Source organism: Streptomyces sp. NPDC107546, from assembly GCF_055639175.1.
Map to the genome: position 1 here is coordinate 82,378 of NZ_JBVKBA010000021.1, position 14,739 is coordinate 97,116.

15 protein-coding genes are annotated in these 14,739 nt (G+C 71.4%); 5 read left to right on the forward strand and 10 right to left on the reverse strand.

All coding sequences use genetic code 11. The annotated features are described in order from the left end of the window. Positions 1–125: 125 nt before the first annotated feature. The 8 genes from ACZ7L1_RS27240 to ACZ7L1_RS27275 form a co-directional block, all read right to left on the reverse strand. On the reverse strand, positions 126–641 hold the full coding sequence (locus ACZ7L1_RS27240; RefSeq protein WP_471440646.1) for a hypothetical protein: 516 nt from the start codon (positions 639–641) through the stop codon (positions 126–128). A gap of 136 nt (positions 642–777) precedes the next feature. After that, positions 778–1,326, reverse strand: coding sequence for a sigma-70 family RNA polymerase sigma factor (locus ACZ7L1_RS27245; RefSeq protein ID WP_471440647.1), 549 nt, complete (start codon positions 1,324–1,326; stop codon positions 778–780). A 134-nt stretch (positions 1,327–1,460) separates the two neighbouring features. Further along, positions 1,461–2,885: an amino acid permease gene (locus tag ACZ7L1_RS27250; RefSeq protein WP_471440648.1), complete on the reverse strand. Its 1,425-nt coding sequence runs from the start codon at positions 2,883–2,885 to the stop codon at positions 1,461–1,463. A 95-nt stretch (positions 2,886–2,980) separates the two neighbouring features. Next, entirely contained in the window at positions 2,981–3,442 is a 462-nt protein-coding gene (locus tag ACZ7L1_RS27255; protein WP_471440649.1) for a universal stress protein, read from the reverse strand. Positions 3,443–3,772: 330 nt separating this feature from the next. Then, positions 3,773–4,450: a class F sortase gene (locus tag ACZ7L1_RS27260; RefSeq protein WP_471440650.1), complete on the reverse strand. Its 678-nt coding sequence runs from the start codon at positions 4,448–4,450 to the stop codon at positions 3,773–3,775. A 53-nt stretch (positions 4,451–4,503) separates the two neighbouring features. After that, positions 4,504–5,076 (reverse strand): hypothetical protein, encoded by a 573-nt coding sequence (locus ACZ7L1_RS27265; protein WP_471440651.1) that lies wholly within the window; start codon positions 5,074–5,076, stop codon positions 4,504–4,506. A 212-nt stretch (positions 5,077–5,288) separates the two neighbouring features. After that, positions 5,289–6,053: a bestrophin-like domain gene (locus tag ACZ7L1_RS27270; RefSeq protein ID WP_471440652.1), complete on the reverse strand. Its 765-nt coding sequence runs from the start codon at positions 6,051–6,053 to the stop codon at positions 5,289–5,291. 16 nt (positions 6,054–6,069) lie between these two features. Further along, entirely contained in the window at positions 6,070–6,654 is a 585-nt protein-coding gene (locus tag ACZ7L1_RS27275; RefSeq protein WP_471440653.1) for a hypothetical protein, read from the reverse strand. Positions 6,655–6,953: 299 nt separating this feature from the next. On the opposite strand from ACZ7L1_RS27275, the gene ACZ7L1_RS27280 reads away from it, so the two are divergent. The 3 genes from ACZ7L1_RS27280 (at position 6,954) to ACZ7L1_RS27290 (ending at position 11,170) form a co-directional block, all read left to right on the forward strand. Further along, a complete protein-coding gene (locus ACZ7L1_RS27280) occupies positions 6,954–7,904 on the forward strand; it encodes an SCO0930 family lipoprotein (protein ID WP_471440654.1) in 951 nt (316 codons plus the stop codon). A 309-nt stretch (positions 7,905–8,213) separates the two neighbouring features. Beyond that, the gene (locus tag ACZ7L1_RS27285; RefSeq protein ID WP_471440655.1) at positions 8,214–9,026 is read left to right on the forward strand and encodes an SAM-dependent methyltransferase; all 813 of its coding nucleotides are present in this window, start codon (positions 8,214–8,216) and stop codon (positions 9,024–9,026) included. After that, positions 9,023–11,170 carry a putative bifunctional diguanylate cyclase/phosphodiesterase gene (locus ACZ7L1_RS27290; RefSeq protein ID WP_471440656.1) on the forward strand — a complete coding sequence of 716 codons (2,148 nt, stop codon included), beginning with the start codon at positions 9,023–9,025 and terminating at the stop codon, positions 11,168–11,170. The genes ACZ7L1_RS27285 and ACZ7L1_RS27290 overlap by 4 nt, the downstream gene beginning before the upstream one ends. 4 nt (positions 11,171–11,174) lie before the next feature. Here ACZ7L1_RS27290 and ACZ7L1_RS27295 read toward each other — a convergent pair whose 3' ends face one another. After that, positions 11,175–12,038 carry a LysR family transcriptional regulator gene (locus ACZ7L1_RS27295; RefSeq protein WP_471440657.1) on the reverse strand — a complete coding sequence of 288 codons (864 nt, stop codon included), beginning with the start codon at positions 12,036–12,038 and terminating at the stop codon, positions 11,175–11,177. A gap of 122 nt (positions 12,039–12,160) precedes the next feature. Between ACZ7L1_RS27295 and ACZ7L1_RS27300 the strand changes: the two genes are divergently transcribed. Beyond that, positions 12,161–13,051 (forward strand): NAD(P)H-binding protein, encoded by an 891-nt coding sequence (locus ACZ7L1_RS27300; RefSeq protein WP_471440658.1) that lies wholly within the window; start codon positions 12,161–12,163, stop codon positions 13,049–13,051. 12 nt (positions 13,052–13,063) lie between these two features. Here ACZ7L1_RS27300 and ACZ7L1_RS27305 read toward each other — a convergent pair whose 3' ends face one another. Then, positions 13,064–13,948, reverse strand: a complete 885-nt coding sequence (locus tag ACZ7L1_RS27305; protein ID WP_471440659.1) for a LysR family transcriptional regulator — start codon at positions 13,946–13,948, stop codon at positions 13,064–13,066. Positions 13,949–14,067: 119 nt separating this feature from the next. Here ACZ7L1_RS27305 and ACZ7L1_RS27310 point away from each other — a divergent pair, with 119 nt between their 5' ends. Beyond that, the gene (locus ACZ7L1_RS27310) at positions 14,068–14,739 is read left to right on the forward strand and encodes a succinate dehydrogenase (protein WP_471440687.1); all 672 of its coding nucleotides are present in this window, start codon (positions 14,068–14,070) and stop codon (positions 14,737–14,739) included.

The following is a 14,739-nucleotide window of genomic DNA, read 5'->3' on the forward strand; positions in this document are numbered from 1 at the left end:
GGTGCTGCTGTTGCCCACCGGTACGGACCAGGCGGCCGAATCACTCAAGGCCGTTACCGAATCGCGGCCGAGAAGGACATTCGGAGCCGCCGGGCCGGCGGATTGGTCGTCCGGGGAAATTTTTCTCAGAAGAGGTGGATGGCGAGGTGCCCGAGGGGAAGCCCCAGCTGCCAGGCCGGCGTCCACACCTTGGGACCGTCGTCCTCGCCGACCACCGGCCCGCCGCCGGGCACCGCGTCCAGGTCGGGGGCGAGCAGCTCGGTCTCCTCCAGCCAGCGCCAGGCCGCCGTGGCCAGCTCCAGGTCTGGTGCCGGGCCGCCTGACCGGGCCGCTTCCGCGGACAGCTCCGCCATCCGTTCGCACACCCAGTCCTGCCAGGGCTGGTCGTACGCCGTCAGCGAAAGCCAGGTCTCCAGCTGTGAGACGACCCGGATGTGGGAGAGCTCGCCACCGGTGTCGGACAGGAAGATCGTCAGCGCCAGGGCGTCGCGCCCGGCGCGGAACTCGAAGGACGTCGGCGGCATCAGGTCGCCGGTCCGCAGCAGTTCGTCCGCGATGTACTCGGCGTAGAGCCATGCCATGGGGACGGTCAGTTCACCGCCGTCGGTGCCGTCCGTGCTCTCGTGGCCTCTGTGCAGCATCCCTTCCTGCCTTCCTCCGGTGCGTGCGCGTCGCCCGAGACTCGGGCCCCAGTCCGCAACACGGATGAGGCAAGCCCATTGCTCAACCATGGTCCGCAGCAAGGCGCTTTACGAAGGCTTGACTCTGGCTTCGGTTTCACCGCAGGTCCGCCGCGTATCCCGGAAGGACCCGGCGCAGGGCGCGCAGGGCGTAGTACGCACGGGACTTCACAGTACCGGGCGGAATCCCCAGGGTTCGGGCGGCCTCCGCCACACTGGCCCCGTGGAAGTACACCTGCACCAGGACTTCCCTGTGCTCGGGAGTGAGTGTCTTCACAGCCTGCCGTACGTCGAGCGTCGCGGCGGCCCGTTCGGCGTGGTCGGCGATCACGCGGGCGTTCTCGGGGACGGCGTCCCCGACCTCGGCGGGCCGGGCCTGACGCGCCCGCCTGGCGTCGATGGCGAGCCGCCGGCCGACGGTGAGCAGCCAGGGGCGCACGGAGTCGAAATCGGGCGCGCGCAGCGCTTCGGGGTGTTGCCAGGCGCGTACGAACGTCTCCTGCAGGAGATCCTCGGCGCGCTGACGGTCACCGTCCGAGAGCCTGAGCAGCAGCGCGAAGAGGGGACGGCCGTGCTCGCGCTGCAGCTCGGCCAGCTCGTGCTCGGCGGTCGTCCCGGTGGCGGGGGTGGTGCTTCCGGCCGTCATGGGCGTATGGCAACGCGCCGTCGCCCGCCGGGACAGGGCCGGGACGGCGCGGTGCGGTGGGCGGTCGCTGTTCGTCGGTGAACGGTGCGGTGAGCGGTCGACCGGACAGGCGTGCGGGGCCTCCCGGAGCCGGCTCAGGGGCTGTGCGGGGCCTTGGCCAGCTCGGAGCGCCGGTAGGAGTAACCGAAGTAGACGATCTGGCCGATCAGGAACCACCCCGCGAACCGCACCCATGTCTCCCACCGCAGGAACGTGATCAGCCAGAGCGAGAAGACCACGCCCGTCGCGGGGAGGAACGGCATCCACGGCGTGCGGAAGGTGCGCGGCAGGTCCGGCTGTCGGTAGCGCAGCACGATCACCGCCGTGCACACCACGACGAACGCCAACAGGATCCCGATGTTGGTCAGTTCGGCCACCTGCGCGATCGGCAGGAACCCGGCGATGAGGGCCGAGGCGATCCCGACGATCCATGTCACACGGGTCGGGACGTGACGCGTGGGATGTGTTTTGGCGAACCACGAGGGCAGCAGTCCGTCGCGCGACATGGAGAACCACACCCGGGTGACGCCCAGCATGAACGTGAACATGACGGTGAGAATGCCGATGACGGCCCCGACCGCGATCACGTCCGCGAGCCCGCTGAGGCCGACCGCCTTGAACGCGCTGGAGAAGCCGCTCTCCTTGTCGATGTGCTGGTACTTCTGCATGCCCGTCAGGACCAGGCACGCCGCCACGTACAGCACCATGGAGATCGCCAGCGAGTAGACGATCGCCTTCGGCATGTGGCGCTGAGCGTCCTTGGACTCCTCCGCGGCGGTCGACATGGCGTCGTAGCCGAAGACCGCGAAGAACACGGTCGCCGCACCGGTGAACGCGCCGCCGACACCGAAGGGGAAGAACGGATGGTAGTTGCCGCTGTCGATGTGGAAGACGCCGACACCGATCACCAGCAGCACGACGAGGATCTTCAGCGCCACGACGAACGTCTCGAAACGGGCCGCGTTGCGGATACCGAGGTTCAGCAGGTAGGCGATCAGCAGGCACAGCACCAGCGCGAACAGGTCCACCCGGTGTCCGGCGCCCGTGCCCGGCGCACCCAGCATCCACGCCGGCAGGTGCGCGCCCATCTCGCCCACGAGGAAGCCGAAGTAGCCGGAGATGCCGATGGCGACCACCGCCACGATCGCCGTGTACTCCAGCAGCAGGTCCCAGCCGATGAACCAGCCGGCGTACTCGCCGAGCACCGCGTAGCCGTACGTGTAGGCCGATCCCGCCTTCGGGATGAGCCCGGCGAACTCGGCGTACGACAGGGCGGCGGTCGCGCTCGCCAGGCCCGCGATCAGGAACGACACCAGGACCGCGGGCCCGGCGGTGCCGTTCGCGACCGTGCCGGCGAGGGTGAAGATGCCCGCGCCGATGATCCCGCCGACGCCGATCGCGGTCAGCTGCCACAGGCCGAGCGAGCGCTCGAGCCGGGTGCCCTCGCCGACTTCCGTCTCGTCGATGTGCTCGATGGGTTTGCGGCGGAGAATTCCCTCGCCCTTACGGAGTCCGGCCATGAGCCTCACCTCCTCGCGGACCTCTTCGCGGACGGCAATGCACTGGCCGGATCATGGCGGCGCAGCCCCGCCGGGGAGGGAAGACGGCGACGTCCCTACGGTACGACGGTCACGGGCCAGCGGCCCGCCTTCACCAGGCGGATCGCCACCGAGCCGATGATGCGGTGGCCGGCCTGCTCGGAGGCGCCGACCACGACGGCGTCCGCCTTCAGCTCCTCGGCGGCCTTGACCAGGCTGTTGTACGGGTCGCCGCGGAAGGTGTGGAACTCCCAGCGCACGTCGAATATGCCCTTCAGCCGCTCGGCGGCCTCACGGATCTGGGCGACCAGTTCCTCGGCGATCTGGTCGGTCGTCTCCGCCACCGGAACCCCGAGCGCCGCCCCGGCCGCCATCACCGGCTGTACGTACACGACCGCGAGGAGCGCGTGCTGCCGCCGGGCGAGACCGCCGGCGTAGGCCGCGGCCCGCAGCGACGAGTCGGAGCCGTCCACCCCGACGAGGATGACCTTGGGCCCGTCCGTGCCCCGCTCGAACTGGTGCGAGTGCTGTTCCGTCACATGGGCGAGGCTATCGGAACGCGCAGGTCCGGGTCGTTGCGGCCGGGGATCACGGGCCGGACGTCCGCTCAGGTCCGTACATCCGGGTACGTGGGTCCCATGGGGTGATTTCCGCCGCCGTGGTCGGTGTTGCGCGGCCGCGGGCGCACCGATCCGCGCGACTGATGAATCATGAAAAAGGATCAGCCGCTCTCGCGGCGCCACCTGCTGCTGGCCGTAACCGCCGTCCTGGGCGCGGCCGGGGCGGGACCGCCTCCTGGGCACGGTGAGGTGGTAGCCGGCGTCCAGCAGGAACGGCAAACACTGCCGGGCACGAAGGTCGGCCCGCGCTCAACGCACGGCGACCATCCGGGCGAACACCACCACGTTCCCCGCGTAGTTCCCGTCGACGAACTCTCCCCCGCAGGTGATGACCCGTAGTTCCGGGGCTCCCTTGTTCCCGTAGACGTGGTCACCGGGGAAATGGGCCTTGTCGAAGACCTCGTTGCCGTAGACCTCGAACACGGCGATCCTGCCGTCCTGGCGCCGGACCTCGATGTGATGGCCCTTCCCCAGGGCGCCGAGCCCGTAGAACACGGCCGGTCCCTCACGGTTGTCGACATGGCCCACGATCACGGCCGTGCCCTTCTCGCCGGGTGAGACCGCGCCGGTGAACCAGCCCACCAGGTTCGGATCCTCCGGCGGCGGAGCGGCCACCCAGCCGGACGTGTCCAGGCCCACCGGTATGACGGGGGCGTCGATCTGGAGTGCCGGGATGCGGACGCGCTCGACCGCGGAGTACGGCAGCGGATCGGGCGTCTCAGAGGCGCTGGAGCCCGAGCCGGTGCCCGAGCCCGAGCGGGAGTCGGGCGCCGCCGCCTTCGCGGGCTGGGGCGGGCCCACAAGGGACTCGCCCGAACCGTTCCGCACCAGGGCGAGACCCGTCAGCAGCACCAGCGCGATCACGCCCCACGGGGCGCGCTTGCGCTGGTGCCCCTCTTCTCCTTCGGCCGGCCCGGACGCAGACATTCGCCATCCCCTCCCGGCGCCGCCGTCTCGCCGCGCCGTTCACGCAGTGACGGTCAGGAGGTGCTGCCGCGGGCGCGGCGGCGCGTGAGGTGCCAGGCCGTGCCGACCGAGACCAGGACGAGGGCGGCACCGAGGCCGATCTTCTTCAGGTCGAAGCCGCCGATGCTTCCGCCCTCACCGGCGTGCACGCCGTGCTGTGGCCGCTCCGCATCGCCGCGCCCGTTCCCACGGCCTGAGCCCTCGTCCCGCGACTCCTCGTCGCGGTCGTCGCGTCCGGCGGTCATGACGAGCTGCTGGTGTCCGGCCTGGTGGCCGCACTGGAACAGCACGTCGAACGTGGTGCCCGGCAGTGCGTTCCGGCCGGCCGTGACCGTGGCCGAGTTCCGGCCCCGGGGGATGGTGACGTCGTCGAAGGCGCCCGAGAAGACCTTGGCGTCTCCGTTGCAGCCCCGCACCGGCAGGTTGATACGCCCGCCGGGGGCGACCGCGGCCGGTTCCAGGTTGTAGGAGAAACCCGAGTGGCCGGCGCCGGCCTCCCCGCCTCGGGCGACGGCCGTCGTACACGCCGTGAGCGCCAGGGCACTGACGCCCAGCATTGCGGCCGAGGCGAGGCGAATCGCGCGCATGGTGAGCCTCCAGGTCTCCGAGGAGCCGTGCCGCGGACCTGTTCCGCTTGCGTCGGAAATGCACCTCGTTGCCTGAAACGCTAAGAAAAGAGGTGGCTGAGCGCGATCGCAGTAAGGCGAATGGGGTACGGGTGTATGCCGCACAGGGGAGGCGCGGCGGTGCAGGGGGCGGGCGCGGAGGGCGCCCGCCCCCTTGAGAGCTCGGGACCCCGTCAGCCGTGCAGCTGCGGGAACAACGCCAGGAACGGCTCCGCGGAGGCCGAGACGCCCCGGCTGTAGGGCGCGTCGAAGTCCCAGATCAGGAAGAGCAGGAAGGCGATCAGTGCCGAGAAGAGCCCCGCCAGGAGGAGTTCACGGGCCGTGCGCCGGATCTGCAGCGCGAACACCATCCCGATGGTGACCACCGCCCCCGCGATCAGCCCGAACCACACCACCGGCGGCATCGTCGAGCCGGTGGCTCCGGCGCGCGCGTTGCGCGCCGCGTCTGCCGCCGTCACCTGGTCCACGAGCGGCTGGTAGGCCTGCGCCTCGTAGTCCGTCTTCGGGTGGTAGTCGGTGACGTCCTGACGGATCCGCTGGAACAGCTCCTGGCCGCGGGCGGTCACCTCGCCGTGATCGGCCATGGCCTTCCACTCGGTGGTGACGACATGACCGACATAGGCGTTGACGTCGGCGCGGACACGGTCGCGGACGTCGGCCGGATAGACGCGGACGCGCTGCGAGATCTCGTGCAGCGCCTGTGCCTCGGCCTGCACATGGTCCTGGGCGGCGCTGCGCGCCTCCCACACCCCGGCGATGGCCAGGCCCAGCACGATGGCGTACACCACGCCGATCCACATCGTCATGTACTCGATCACGTCCGGGGTCTCGGACGGGTCCTCGTCCACAGCGGCCGTACGGGCCCGGACCAGGGTCACCACGATCACGACGGCGCACGCGGCTGCCATCGCGAGGGTGAGAACAAGCCATTCCGACAACAGGTGCCTCCAGAGATCAGCGCGGACGCAGCGCGGCGATGGCGAACACCGCGGGCGCGACGATGAGCAGGGTGAACGTGAGCGGCGACGGCCCGTCATGGGGCGGCCGTGGGTGGGAGACGGGGAGGTGGGCCGGATAGCGCACCGGGGTCGGTGCGGGGTGCGGGCGCGGCCCGGGCGGGGGCGTCGGGGACGGCGTCGGTGCGAGGGAGGGGATGCGGACGGGGACCGGGGCGGGTCTCGGCACCGGCCGCGGGGCCGGCGGCAGGGCGCGCGGCGGCGGGACGGGCTTCGGTGTCGGGTCCGGCCGCGGGGGCGGCGGGGGCTCGGGCGGCGGCTTGGGGGCGGGCGTCGGAATCGGGGTCGGTGTGGGGCTGGGTGGCGGCGTGGGGCTCGGGCTCGGTGCGGAGCACGGCGGCGTGGGCCAGAGGTCGCCGCCCGCGACCGCCACCGCCTCCGTGCCGCCCGGGCCGGTCGAGGCGTACGCGCACGCGTCGGCCGACGCCGCCCCGGCGGGAACGCCGACGAGGAACCACGCCAGCGTCACCAGGGTCAACCCCCGGGCGAGGAGGGCCGTTCGGGGCCGTTGGGGTCGTTGCACGACCGAGATCATCGGCTTCGCCGCGCCCCCGCACGCCCGGGCCCCGGCGAATTGCCTCGAAGGAGGGAGATCCGTCTTCGTGGCGTTTCAGCAACCATGCCCGATCCGTGCCGAGTTGGGCACATCCGTGCGAGGGGTGCCGAGGGTGGGGCGGGGGACGGTGGCCGGAAACGCGTCACAGGTTCCGGAAAGAAATTCCCGGCCCGATTGAACACACCGGGCACTCCCGCCCGTACTCATGGCCACACAGCGGCGCACAGAGGACGCTGCAACACCGAAGCTGACAGCGGGAGTTGAGAATGAAGACAACCTGGCGGAGCGCCTCCCTCGTGGCGACCGCTGCCGCCGTGCTGGCGCTCACGACGGCGTGCGGTTCGCAGAACGGCACCCAGGCGGCGGGCAGCCAGAACGTGGGGGCCACCGCCCTCCCGGGCGGCCTGGGTTCCAGCCCCTCCCTCCCCGGAAACGGCTACGGCGCCGACTCCACCGCCGCGCCGAGCGCCTCCGCCTCCGCGGGCGGGCAGTCCGCGGGTCAGCTGGCCGTCGTCGACAACGCGAAGCTCGGCAAGATCGTCACGGACGGCGCCGGCTTCACCCTCTACCGCTTCGACCAGGACACGGCCGAGCCGCCGAAGTCCTCCTGTGACGGCGACTGCGCGAAGACGTGGCCGCCGGTCCCCGCCGAAGGAGCCACCGTCGCCTCCGGTATCGACACCTCCCTGCTGGGCGAGGTCACCCGCTCCGACGGCACCAAGCAGCTCACCATCGCCGGCTGGCCGATGTACCGGTACGCGAAGGACACCAAGGCCGGTGACGTCAACGGCCAGGGCGTCAAGGGCACCTGGTTCGCGACGGCGCCCACCGGCAAGAAGGCCGGTGCCGCCCTGCCCGGCCTGTCGGTCCGCAACGACCCCAAGCTCGGCCCGATCGTCGTCGACAAGAACGGCATGACGGTCTACCGCTTCCTGAAGGACAAGGCCTGGCCCGAGCCGGTGTCGAACTGCACCGGCGCCTGCCTGGAGAAGTGGCCCGTCGTCGCCCCCGTCTCGGCCGACGACACCAAGGGTGTCAAGAAGAAGGGCCTCATGGGCTTCACCCGCCCCGACGGCGCCAAGCAGATGACCGTCAACTGCTGGCCGATCTACACCTTCTCCGGCGACAAGGCCCCCGGAGACACCAACGGTCAGGGTGTGGGCGGCACCTGGTACGCCGTCTCGCCCGACGGAAAGCCGGTCGGCGCGCCGAAGTAGAGATCACACCTCCCCAGGGTTGATCGACCGCCTCACCCAGTCAGCGACGGAACGCGGAAGGGAGTGGACACACAAGCCGGACGAACGGGACACAGGCGCGCACGGCCGGGTCCACCCCCTCCGCACCGCACGGAGGGGGTGGGCCCTTTGGCGCGGGCGGCGCGGGTCCCGGGCCTCCACGGAAACACCACGTCGTGACCGGGAACGGACGGTCAATTTCCGTTTTCACTCGCTCCGTTGGCGGACGATCAGTAGCCTCAGCTCGAACACCGGATCGCCTACACCGTCGTCAACGCCTTGGAGAGCTGCATGGAGCGCCCCGCCTGGGCCCCTCGGAGCATCGACATCTCCGTGCCGAGTGTCGCCCGTATGTACGACTTCTACCTGGGCGGCTCCCACAACTTCGAGGTCGACCGCGAAGCGGCGCGCAGGGCCATGGAGTACATGCCGGGGCTTCCCAAGATCATGCAGGCGAACCGGGCGTTCATGCGCCGCGCCGTGCGCTTCGCCGTCGCGGAGGGCATCACCCAGTTCGTCGACATCGGCTCCGGCATCCCGACCTTCGGCAACGTCCACGAGGTGGCGCAGCAGGCGCACCCGGGCGCGCACGTGGTGTACGTCGACCACGACCCGGTGGCGGTCGCGCACAGCCGCGCCGTCCTGCAGGGCAACGAGCGCGCGGACGTCGTCGCGGCCGACCTCCGCAAGCCCCACGAGATCCTGGCGAGCCCTCAGGTGGAGCGACTGATAGACCGGAACCGGCCAGTCGCGCTCCTTCTCGTTGCCATACTGCACTTCGTGGAGGACACGGACGACCCCTACGGTGCGGTGGCCGAGCTGCGCGACGCGCTCGCGCCGGGCAGCCTGCTCGTTCTCACGCACGCCTCGTACGAGGGGATCCCGCTGCCGAAGGAGCGGGCCGACGGCGCGGTCGACGTGTACAACACCATCCGCAATCCGCTGATCATGCGCTCGCGCGACGAGATCGCGCGGTTCTTCGAGGGGTACGACATGGTGGAACCCGGGCTGGTGCCGATGCCGAAGTGGCGGCCCGACACGGCACCCGAGGACGAGGACCCCTATTCGTTCGCGGGGTTCGCCGGCGTGGGGCGCTCGGCGTGAGGGCGGGACCGGGTGGACCGGAGGACAGACTGCGCAGGTTCGCGACGATCTGGAGCCGGGCCGTCTACCCGGTGACCTCGACGTCGCTGACCCGGCCGGAGTTCGAGGAGCGACTGCTGCCGCTGGCCCGGCAGTTGAGCGAGGCGCTGCGGGCCAGGGTGTTCGACGCCGCGGCGGCCAAGGGGATCGGCGCGGCGCTCATCGACGCGCACTGCACGGACCCGGAGGCCCTCAGCCGCACCCTCGACTGCGTCGACGCCTACCTCGTGCTCTACTGCGGCGACCCGGACGCCTCCGCCGAGGCGCAGGAGGCCCGGCGCACCCGCTGCTCACGGTTGCAGCACGCGATGGCCGCCGGGTTCGCGGCGGCGCTCAAGGAGCGCACGCTGGCCGAACAGGAGGCCATCGCACAGGCCGCCCTCACGGCCCAGGGCGAGGTGGCCGAGGCCCTGCACGCCACGGAGGCCCGCTTCCGCGCGGTCTTCGAGGGCGCCGCCATCGGCATCGGGATCGCCGACCTCGACGGCAACGTCCTCCAGGTCAACGGCGCCCTGCTGCGCATGTTCGGCGGCTCCGAGCAACTGGTGCGCGGCCGCAACGTCGCCGAGTGGACCCATCCCGACGACGCACCGCAGGTCTGGCGCCTGTACGACGAGCTGGTGCGCGGCGAGCGGGACCACTACCACGTGGAGAAGGCCTTCTACCGGCCTGACGGAACGGTCCTGTGGACCAACCTCACGGTGTCCCTGCTGCGGGACGCCGACGGCAACCCGCAGTACCAGCTCGCCCTCATGGAGGACACCACCGAGCGGCGGCTGCTGAACCTCCGGCTGCGGTACGAGGCCACGCACGACGCGCTCACCGGCCTGCCCAACCGGACCCTGTTCTTCGAGCGGCTGGAGAAAACCCTGGCAGCGGGGGAGGGCCGGCGGTTCGGCCTGTGCTACCTCGACCTGGACGGCTTCAAGACGATCAACGACAGCCTCGGGCACGCGGCCGGGGACCGGCTGCTCGTCGAGGTCGCCGACCGGCTGCAGGCCTGCGCGACCGGCCCCGGCGAGATGGTCGCGCGCCTCGGCGGCGACGAGTTCGTGGCGCTGACCACCGGGCCCGACACCGAGCGCGGGGTCGACGAACTCGCCGGGCGCATCATGAACGCGCTGGTCACCCCCATCAGCGTCGACGGGCGGGAGCTGACCGTGCGCGGCAGCATCGGCATCGTCGAGGGCCCGGTCGGGGAGCGCGGCCCGGCGGAGGTGCTGCGCAGCGCGGACATCACCATGTACCGGGCGAAGTCGGCGGGCGGCAACCGCTACGAGCTCGCCGACCCCGAGGCCGACGCCCGCACCATCACCCGGCACGGACTGACCACTGCGCTGCCCACGGCCCTGAACCGCGGGGAGTTCTTCATCGAGTACCAGCCACTGGTGCACCTCGGCGACGGCAAGGTGCGCGGCGCCGAGGCGCTGGTGCGCTGGCTGCACCCGCAGCACGGGGTGCTCGGCCCCGACCGTTTCATCCCGCTCGCCGAGCGCACCGGGCTGATCGTGCCGCTGGGCCGCTGGGTGCTCCAGGAGGCGGTACGGCAGGCCCGCGCCTGGCAGGAGAAGCAGGACCAGCCCGGCCCGCTGCGCATCAACGTCAACCTCTCGCCCTGTCAGCTCACCCATCCGGGACTGGTCTCCGACACCGTGGAGATCCTGGAGCGGGCCGGCCTCGAGCCGGACGCGCTCTGCCTGGAGGTCACGGAGTCGGCGCTCATCGGCGCGGACGACGATCTGCTCAAGCCGCTGCGCCGGCTGGCCGAGATGGGGGTGGACATCGCCCTCGACGACTTCGGCACCGGCTACTCGAACCTCGCCAACCTGCGCCGGCTGCCGGTGCGGGTCCTCAAGCTGGACCGTTCCTTCACCCAGAGCATGCAGCAGTACCCGGCGGACCCGGTCGACCTGAAGATCGTCGAGGGGATCGTCTCCCTGGCCCACAGCCTCGACCTCGCGGTCACGGTGGAGGGCGTGGAGACCGGCGCCCAGGCCGAACAGCTGCGGATGATGGGCTGCGACACGGCCCAGGGCTGGTACTACGCCCGCCCCGGCCCACCGGAGCGGCTGCACGAACTGGCCCTGGTCGACGCGACCGGCTGAGTCGTCACGGTCGTACGGCCTGTGCGCCCCCGACGCGTGCCCGCACGGCCTCGGCCACCGAGGCGGCGGCCCGGACCAGCGCCGCGGTGGCCGTCGAACGGGACTGCTGCGGCCAGGCGATGGCCAGGACCGCGGGCGGCGCGTCCTCGACGGGGCGGTAGGCGACACCCGGGCGCGGGTAGCGGGCGGCGACGGAGGCGGGTAGCAGGGCGACCAGGTCGCCCAGTGGGATCAGCGTGAGCAGTTGGGCGAGATCGCGGCCCTCCCGCCGTATCCGGTCGAGGAATTGGTGCAGGTCGCCGGGGCGCAGGCCGAGGTCGGCGAGGCCGAGCCGGTCCTTGGAGGCCAGCGGGTGCGCCGCGGAGAGGACGGCGACGCGCGGCTCGGCGAGCAGCGTCTCGACGTCCAGGCCGGTGCGGTCGAACGGCTCGTAGACCAGGGCAGCGTCGGCCTCGCCCAGGCGCAGCAGCCGCGGCTGTTCCTGCCATCCGCACAGCCGGACCGTGACGGGTACGGCTCCGGGTTCGGCCGCGACGAGCTCCAGGATCGGCTCCAGCAGTCCGGCATCGCCGTCGGCCTTGACGGCCAGGACCAGCTTCCTCTCCTGGGCGGCCGCGCGCTGCGCCCGTCGAGCTGCGGCCTGCAGGGCGTCCAGCGCGATCCGCGCCTCGGTGAGGAGCACTTCACCGGCCGGCGTCAGAGCGACGCTGTGCGTGGTCCGCTCGAACAGGGTGACGCCGAGCTCCGCCTCCAGGCGCCGGATCGCACGGGACAGGGGCGGCGGGGAGATGCCCAGCCGCTCGGCCGCGCGGGCGAAGTTGAGTTCCTCGGCGACGGCGACGAAGTAGCGCAGCGGACGGGACTCCACGGTTCCCCCCTCCCGGTATTGCCTTGAGGGTAACAACCGGGAGCGAACCGGTCCTTCAGTTCCGGTGGGCCGGGGAGCAGTCTCGATCACGTCTTCCGAACCCGTACTTCCAGGAGATTCCCATGATTCTCGTCACCACCCCGACCGGACAGATCGGCAGCCGGGTCCTCGACGCCCTCCTCGACGCAGGGGACACGGCCGGGCCGATCCGGGTGACCGTCCGCGATCCCGCGCGCCTTACCCCGCGCGTCCGCGACCGCGTGGAGGTCGTCCGGGGATCCCACGCCGACCCCGACGTCGCCGCCAAGGCGTGCGCGGGCGTCGACCGGGTGTTCTGGCTGGTGCCCCCCACACCCACCGCCGACAGCGTCGAGGGCCACTTCCGCGACTTCACCCGGCCGCTCGTCGAGGCGATCGAGAACCAGGGCGTAGGGCGCGTCGTCGCGGTGTCCACCCTGGGCCGCGGGGTCGCCGAGAAGGCCGGGCAGATCTCGGCCTCGCTGGCCATGGACGACCGGATCCGGGCCACGGGCGTCCACCACCGGGCGCTGTGCCCGCCGTTCCTCATGGAGAACCTGCTCCACCACGTCGAGGCGATCCGCAGCAGTGGTGTGATCTCCATGGCGGCGTACGGCGACCGGGTGCTGCGCACCTGCACCACCAGTGACGTCGGCGCCACCGCGGCGCGGCTGCTGCTCGACGCCTCCTGGACCGGCCAGGCGGATGTTCCGCTGGTCGGCCCCGACGAACTGACCCCCGAAGGCATGGCACGGATCGTGTCCGAGGTGCTGGGCAGGCCCGTCCGCTTCCAGCGGATCAGCGCCGAGGACCACAAGGCGATCCTCCTGCGTCACGGCGCGACCGAAGCCTGGGCGCAGGGCCTGGCCGACATGGTGCGAGCACTCGAAGACCAGGGCTTCTACGGCGCCGCCGAGCCGAGCACCCCCGACACCGCGCCCACCTCCTTCCGCCAGTGGTGCGAGGAGGTGCTCAAGCCGGCCGTGCTCGGCTGAGCCGGTCCCGCCTCACCGCTCCAGCAGCATGCGCTGCATCTCCCTCGCGGCCCGCGGGGGCGCCACATCGCTGCGGTGGGCCAGGGCGATCGTCCGGTACAGTCCGGGCCGGGCCAGCGGAGTCACCCGCAGCCCGCGCCCGGAACGGGTGGCGACCATCCGCGGGACCACGGCCACGCCCAGGCCCGCCCGCACGAAGCCCAGCACCGCGTCCATCTCGCCGCCCTCCACCGCGAAGACCGGCTCGAAGCCCTCGGCGCGGCACGCCGCCACGGTGAGTTCCCTCAGGTCGTAGCCGTGCCGGAACATCACCAGGCGCTCGCCCTCCAGATCCGCGATCCGGACCGTGCGCCGACCGCCGCCGGGCCGTGGCGCGTCCGGGGAGGACACCACCACCAGGTCCTCGCGCAGCAGCTCCACCGTGGTCAGGGCGGGGGAGGGGGTGGGCAGCGGCAGCACGATCAGCGCGAGGTCGAGGGCGCCGCGCGCGAGCTCCCGTACGAGGTCGTGGGAGCCGCCCTCCTCGATCAGCAGCCGGATGCCGGGGTAGCGGTCGTGGAAGGCGCGCAGCACATCCGGCAGCAGGCCGGTGCACAGGCTCGGGGTGGCGCCCAGGCGGATCCGCCCGCTGCGCAGCTGCACCAGCTCCTGCACCTCGTGCCGGGCCGTGTCCGCGTCGGCCAGGATCCGTCGGGCCAGCGGCAGCAGCGCCTCCCCGGCGTCGGTGAGCGTGATGTTGCCCCGCGCCCGCAGGAACAGATCCGCTCCCAGCTCCCGCTCCAGCGCCCTGATCTGCTGCGACAGCGAGGGCTGGGCGACATGGACCAGCTCCGCGGCCCGGGTGAAGTGCCGGGTCTCGGCGACGGCCACGAAGTACTGGAGCTGCTGGAACTGCACCCGTCCATCATAGCTGCGGCCTATCGAAACAAGCCGGACCATGTCTTGGACCGATGAGGAGCGTCGGGCCTAGCGTCATGGGCATGGCTCTGGCAACGCGGACGGACCGACGGCCGTCCATGGCGCGCACCGTGTGGGACTCGACCGTCGGCAAGAAGACGGTGATGGCGGTCAGTGGCGTGATCATGCTGCTGTATCTGGTCGTCCATCTGTACGGGAACCTGAAGGTGTTCTTCGGGCTCCAGGCGATCGACGACTACGCCGTCTGGCTCCGTGACGTCGGGCAGCCGTTCATGCCCCACATGTGGACGCTCTGGCTGGTGCGTGCCGTGCTGGTGGTCGCCGTCGTGGCCCACGCCGTCTCCGCGTACCAGCTCAGCCGGCGCGACATCAAGGCCCGCCCCAGCAAGTACGTGCACAAGAAGCCGCGGGCGACCTACGCCACCCGCACCATGCGCTGGGGCGGGGTCATCCTCGGGCTGTTCATCGTCTGGCACATCCTCGACCTGACCACCGGCACCGTGCACCCCGGCGGCTTCCAGGACGTCCACCCGTACGAGAACATCGTCGACACCTTCTCCACCTGGTACGGCAACGTCATCTACATCGTCGCGATGCTGGCGCTCGGCCTGCACATCCGGCACGGCTTCTGGAGCGCCGCCCAGACCCTCGGCGTCGGCAGCCGCGCCCGCGACCGCGCCCTGAAGACCATCGCCAACGTCCTCGCGCTGCTGCTCACGGCCGGATTCATCTCCATTCCCGTGGGCGTCATGACCGGAGTGGTGAGCTGA

Coding starts and splice junctions, on each gene's coding strand:
- ACZ7L1_RS27240 (WP_471440646.1), bottom strand. CDS start 641: ATGCTGCACAGAGGCCACGAGAGCACGGACGGCACCGACGGCGGTGAA.
- ACZ7L1_RS27245 (WP_471440647.1), bottom strand. CDS start 1,326: ATGACGGCCGGAAGCACCACCCCCGCCACCGGGACGACCGCCGAGCAC.
- ACZ7L1_RS27250 (WP_471440648.1), bottom strand. CDS start 2,885: ATGGCCGGACTCCGTAAGGGCGAGGGAATTCTCCGCCGCAAACCCATC.
- ACZ7L1_RS27260 (WP_471440650.1), bottom strand. CDS start 4,450: ATGTCTGCGTCCGGGCCGGCCGAAGGAGAAGAGGGGCACCAGCGCAAG.
- ACZ7L1_RS27265 (WP_471440651.1), bottom strand. CDS start 5,076: ATGCGCGCGATTCGCCTCGCCTCGGCCGCAATGCTGGGCGTCAGTGCC.
- ACZ7L1_RS27280 (WP_471440654.1), top strand. CDS start 6,954: ATGAAGACAACCTGGCGGAGCGCCTCCCTCGTGGCGACCGCTGCCGCC.
- ACZ7L1_RS27285 (WP_471440655.1), top strand. CDS start 8,214: ATGGAGCGCCCCGCCTGGGCCCCTCGGAGCATCGACATCTCCGTGCCG.
- ACZ7L1_RS27300 (WP_471440658.1), top strand. CDS start 12,161: ATGATTCTCGTCACCACCCCGACCGGACAGATCGGCAGCCGGGTCCTC.
- ACZ7L1_RS27310 (WP_471440687.1), top strand. CDS start 14,068: ATGGCGCGCACCGTGTGGGACTCGACCGTCGGCAAGAAGACGGTGATG.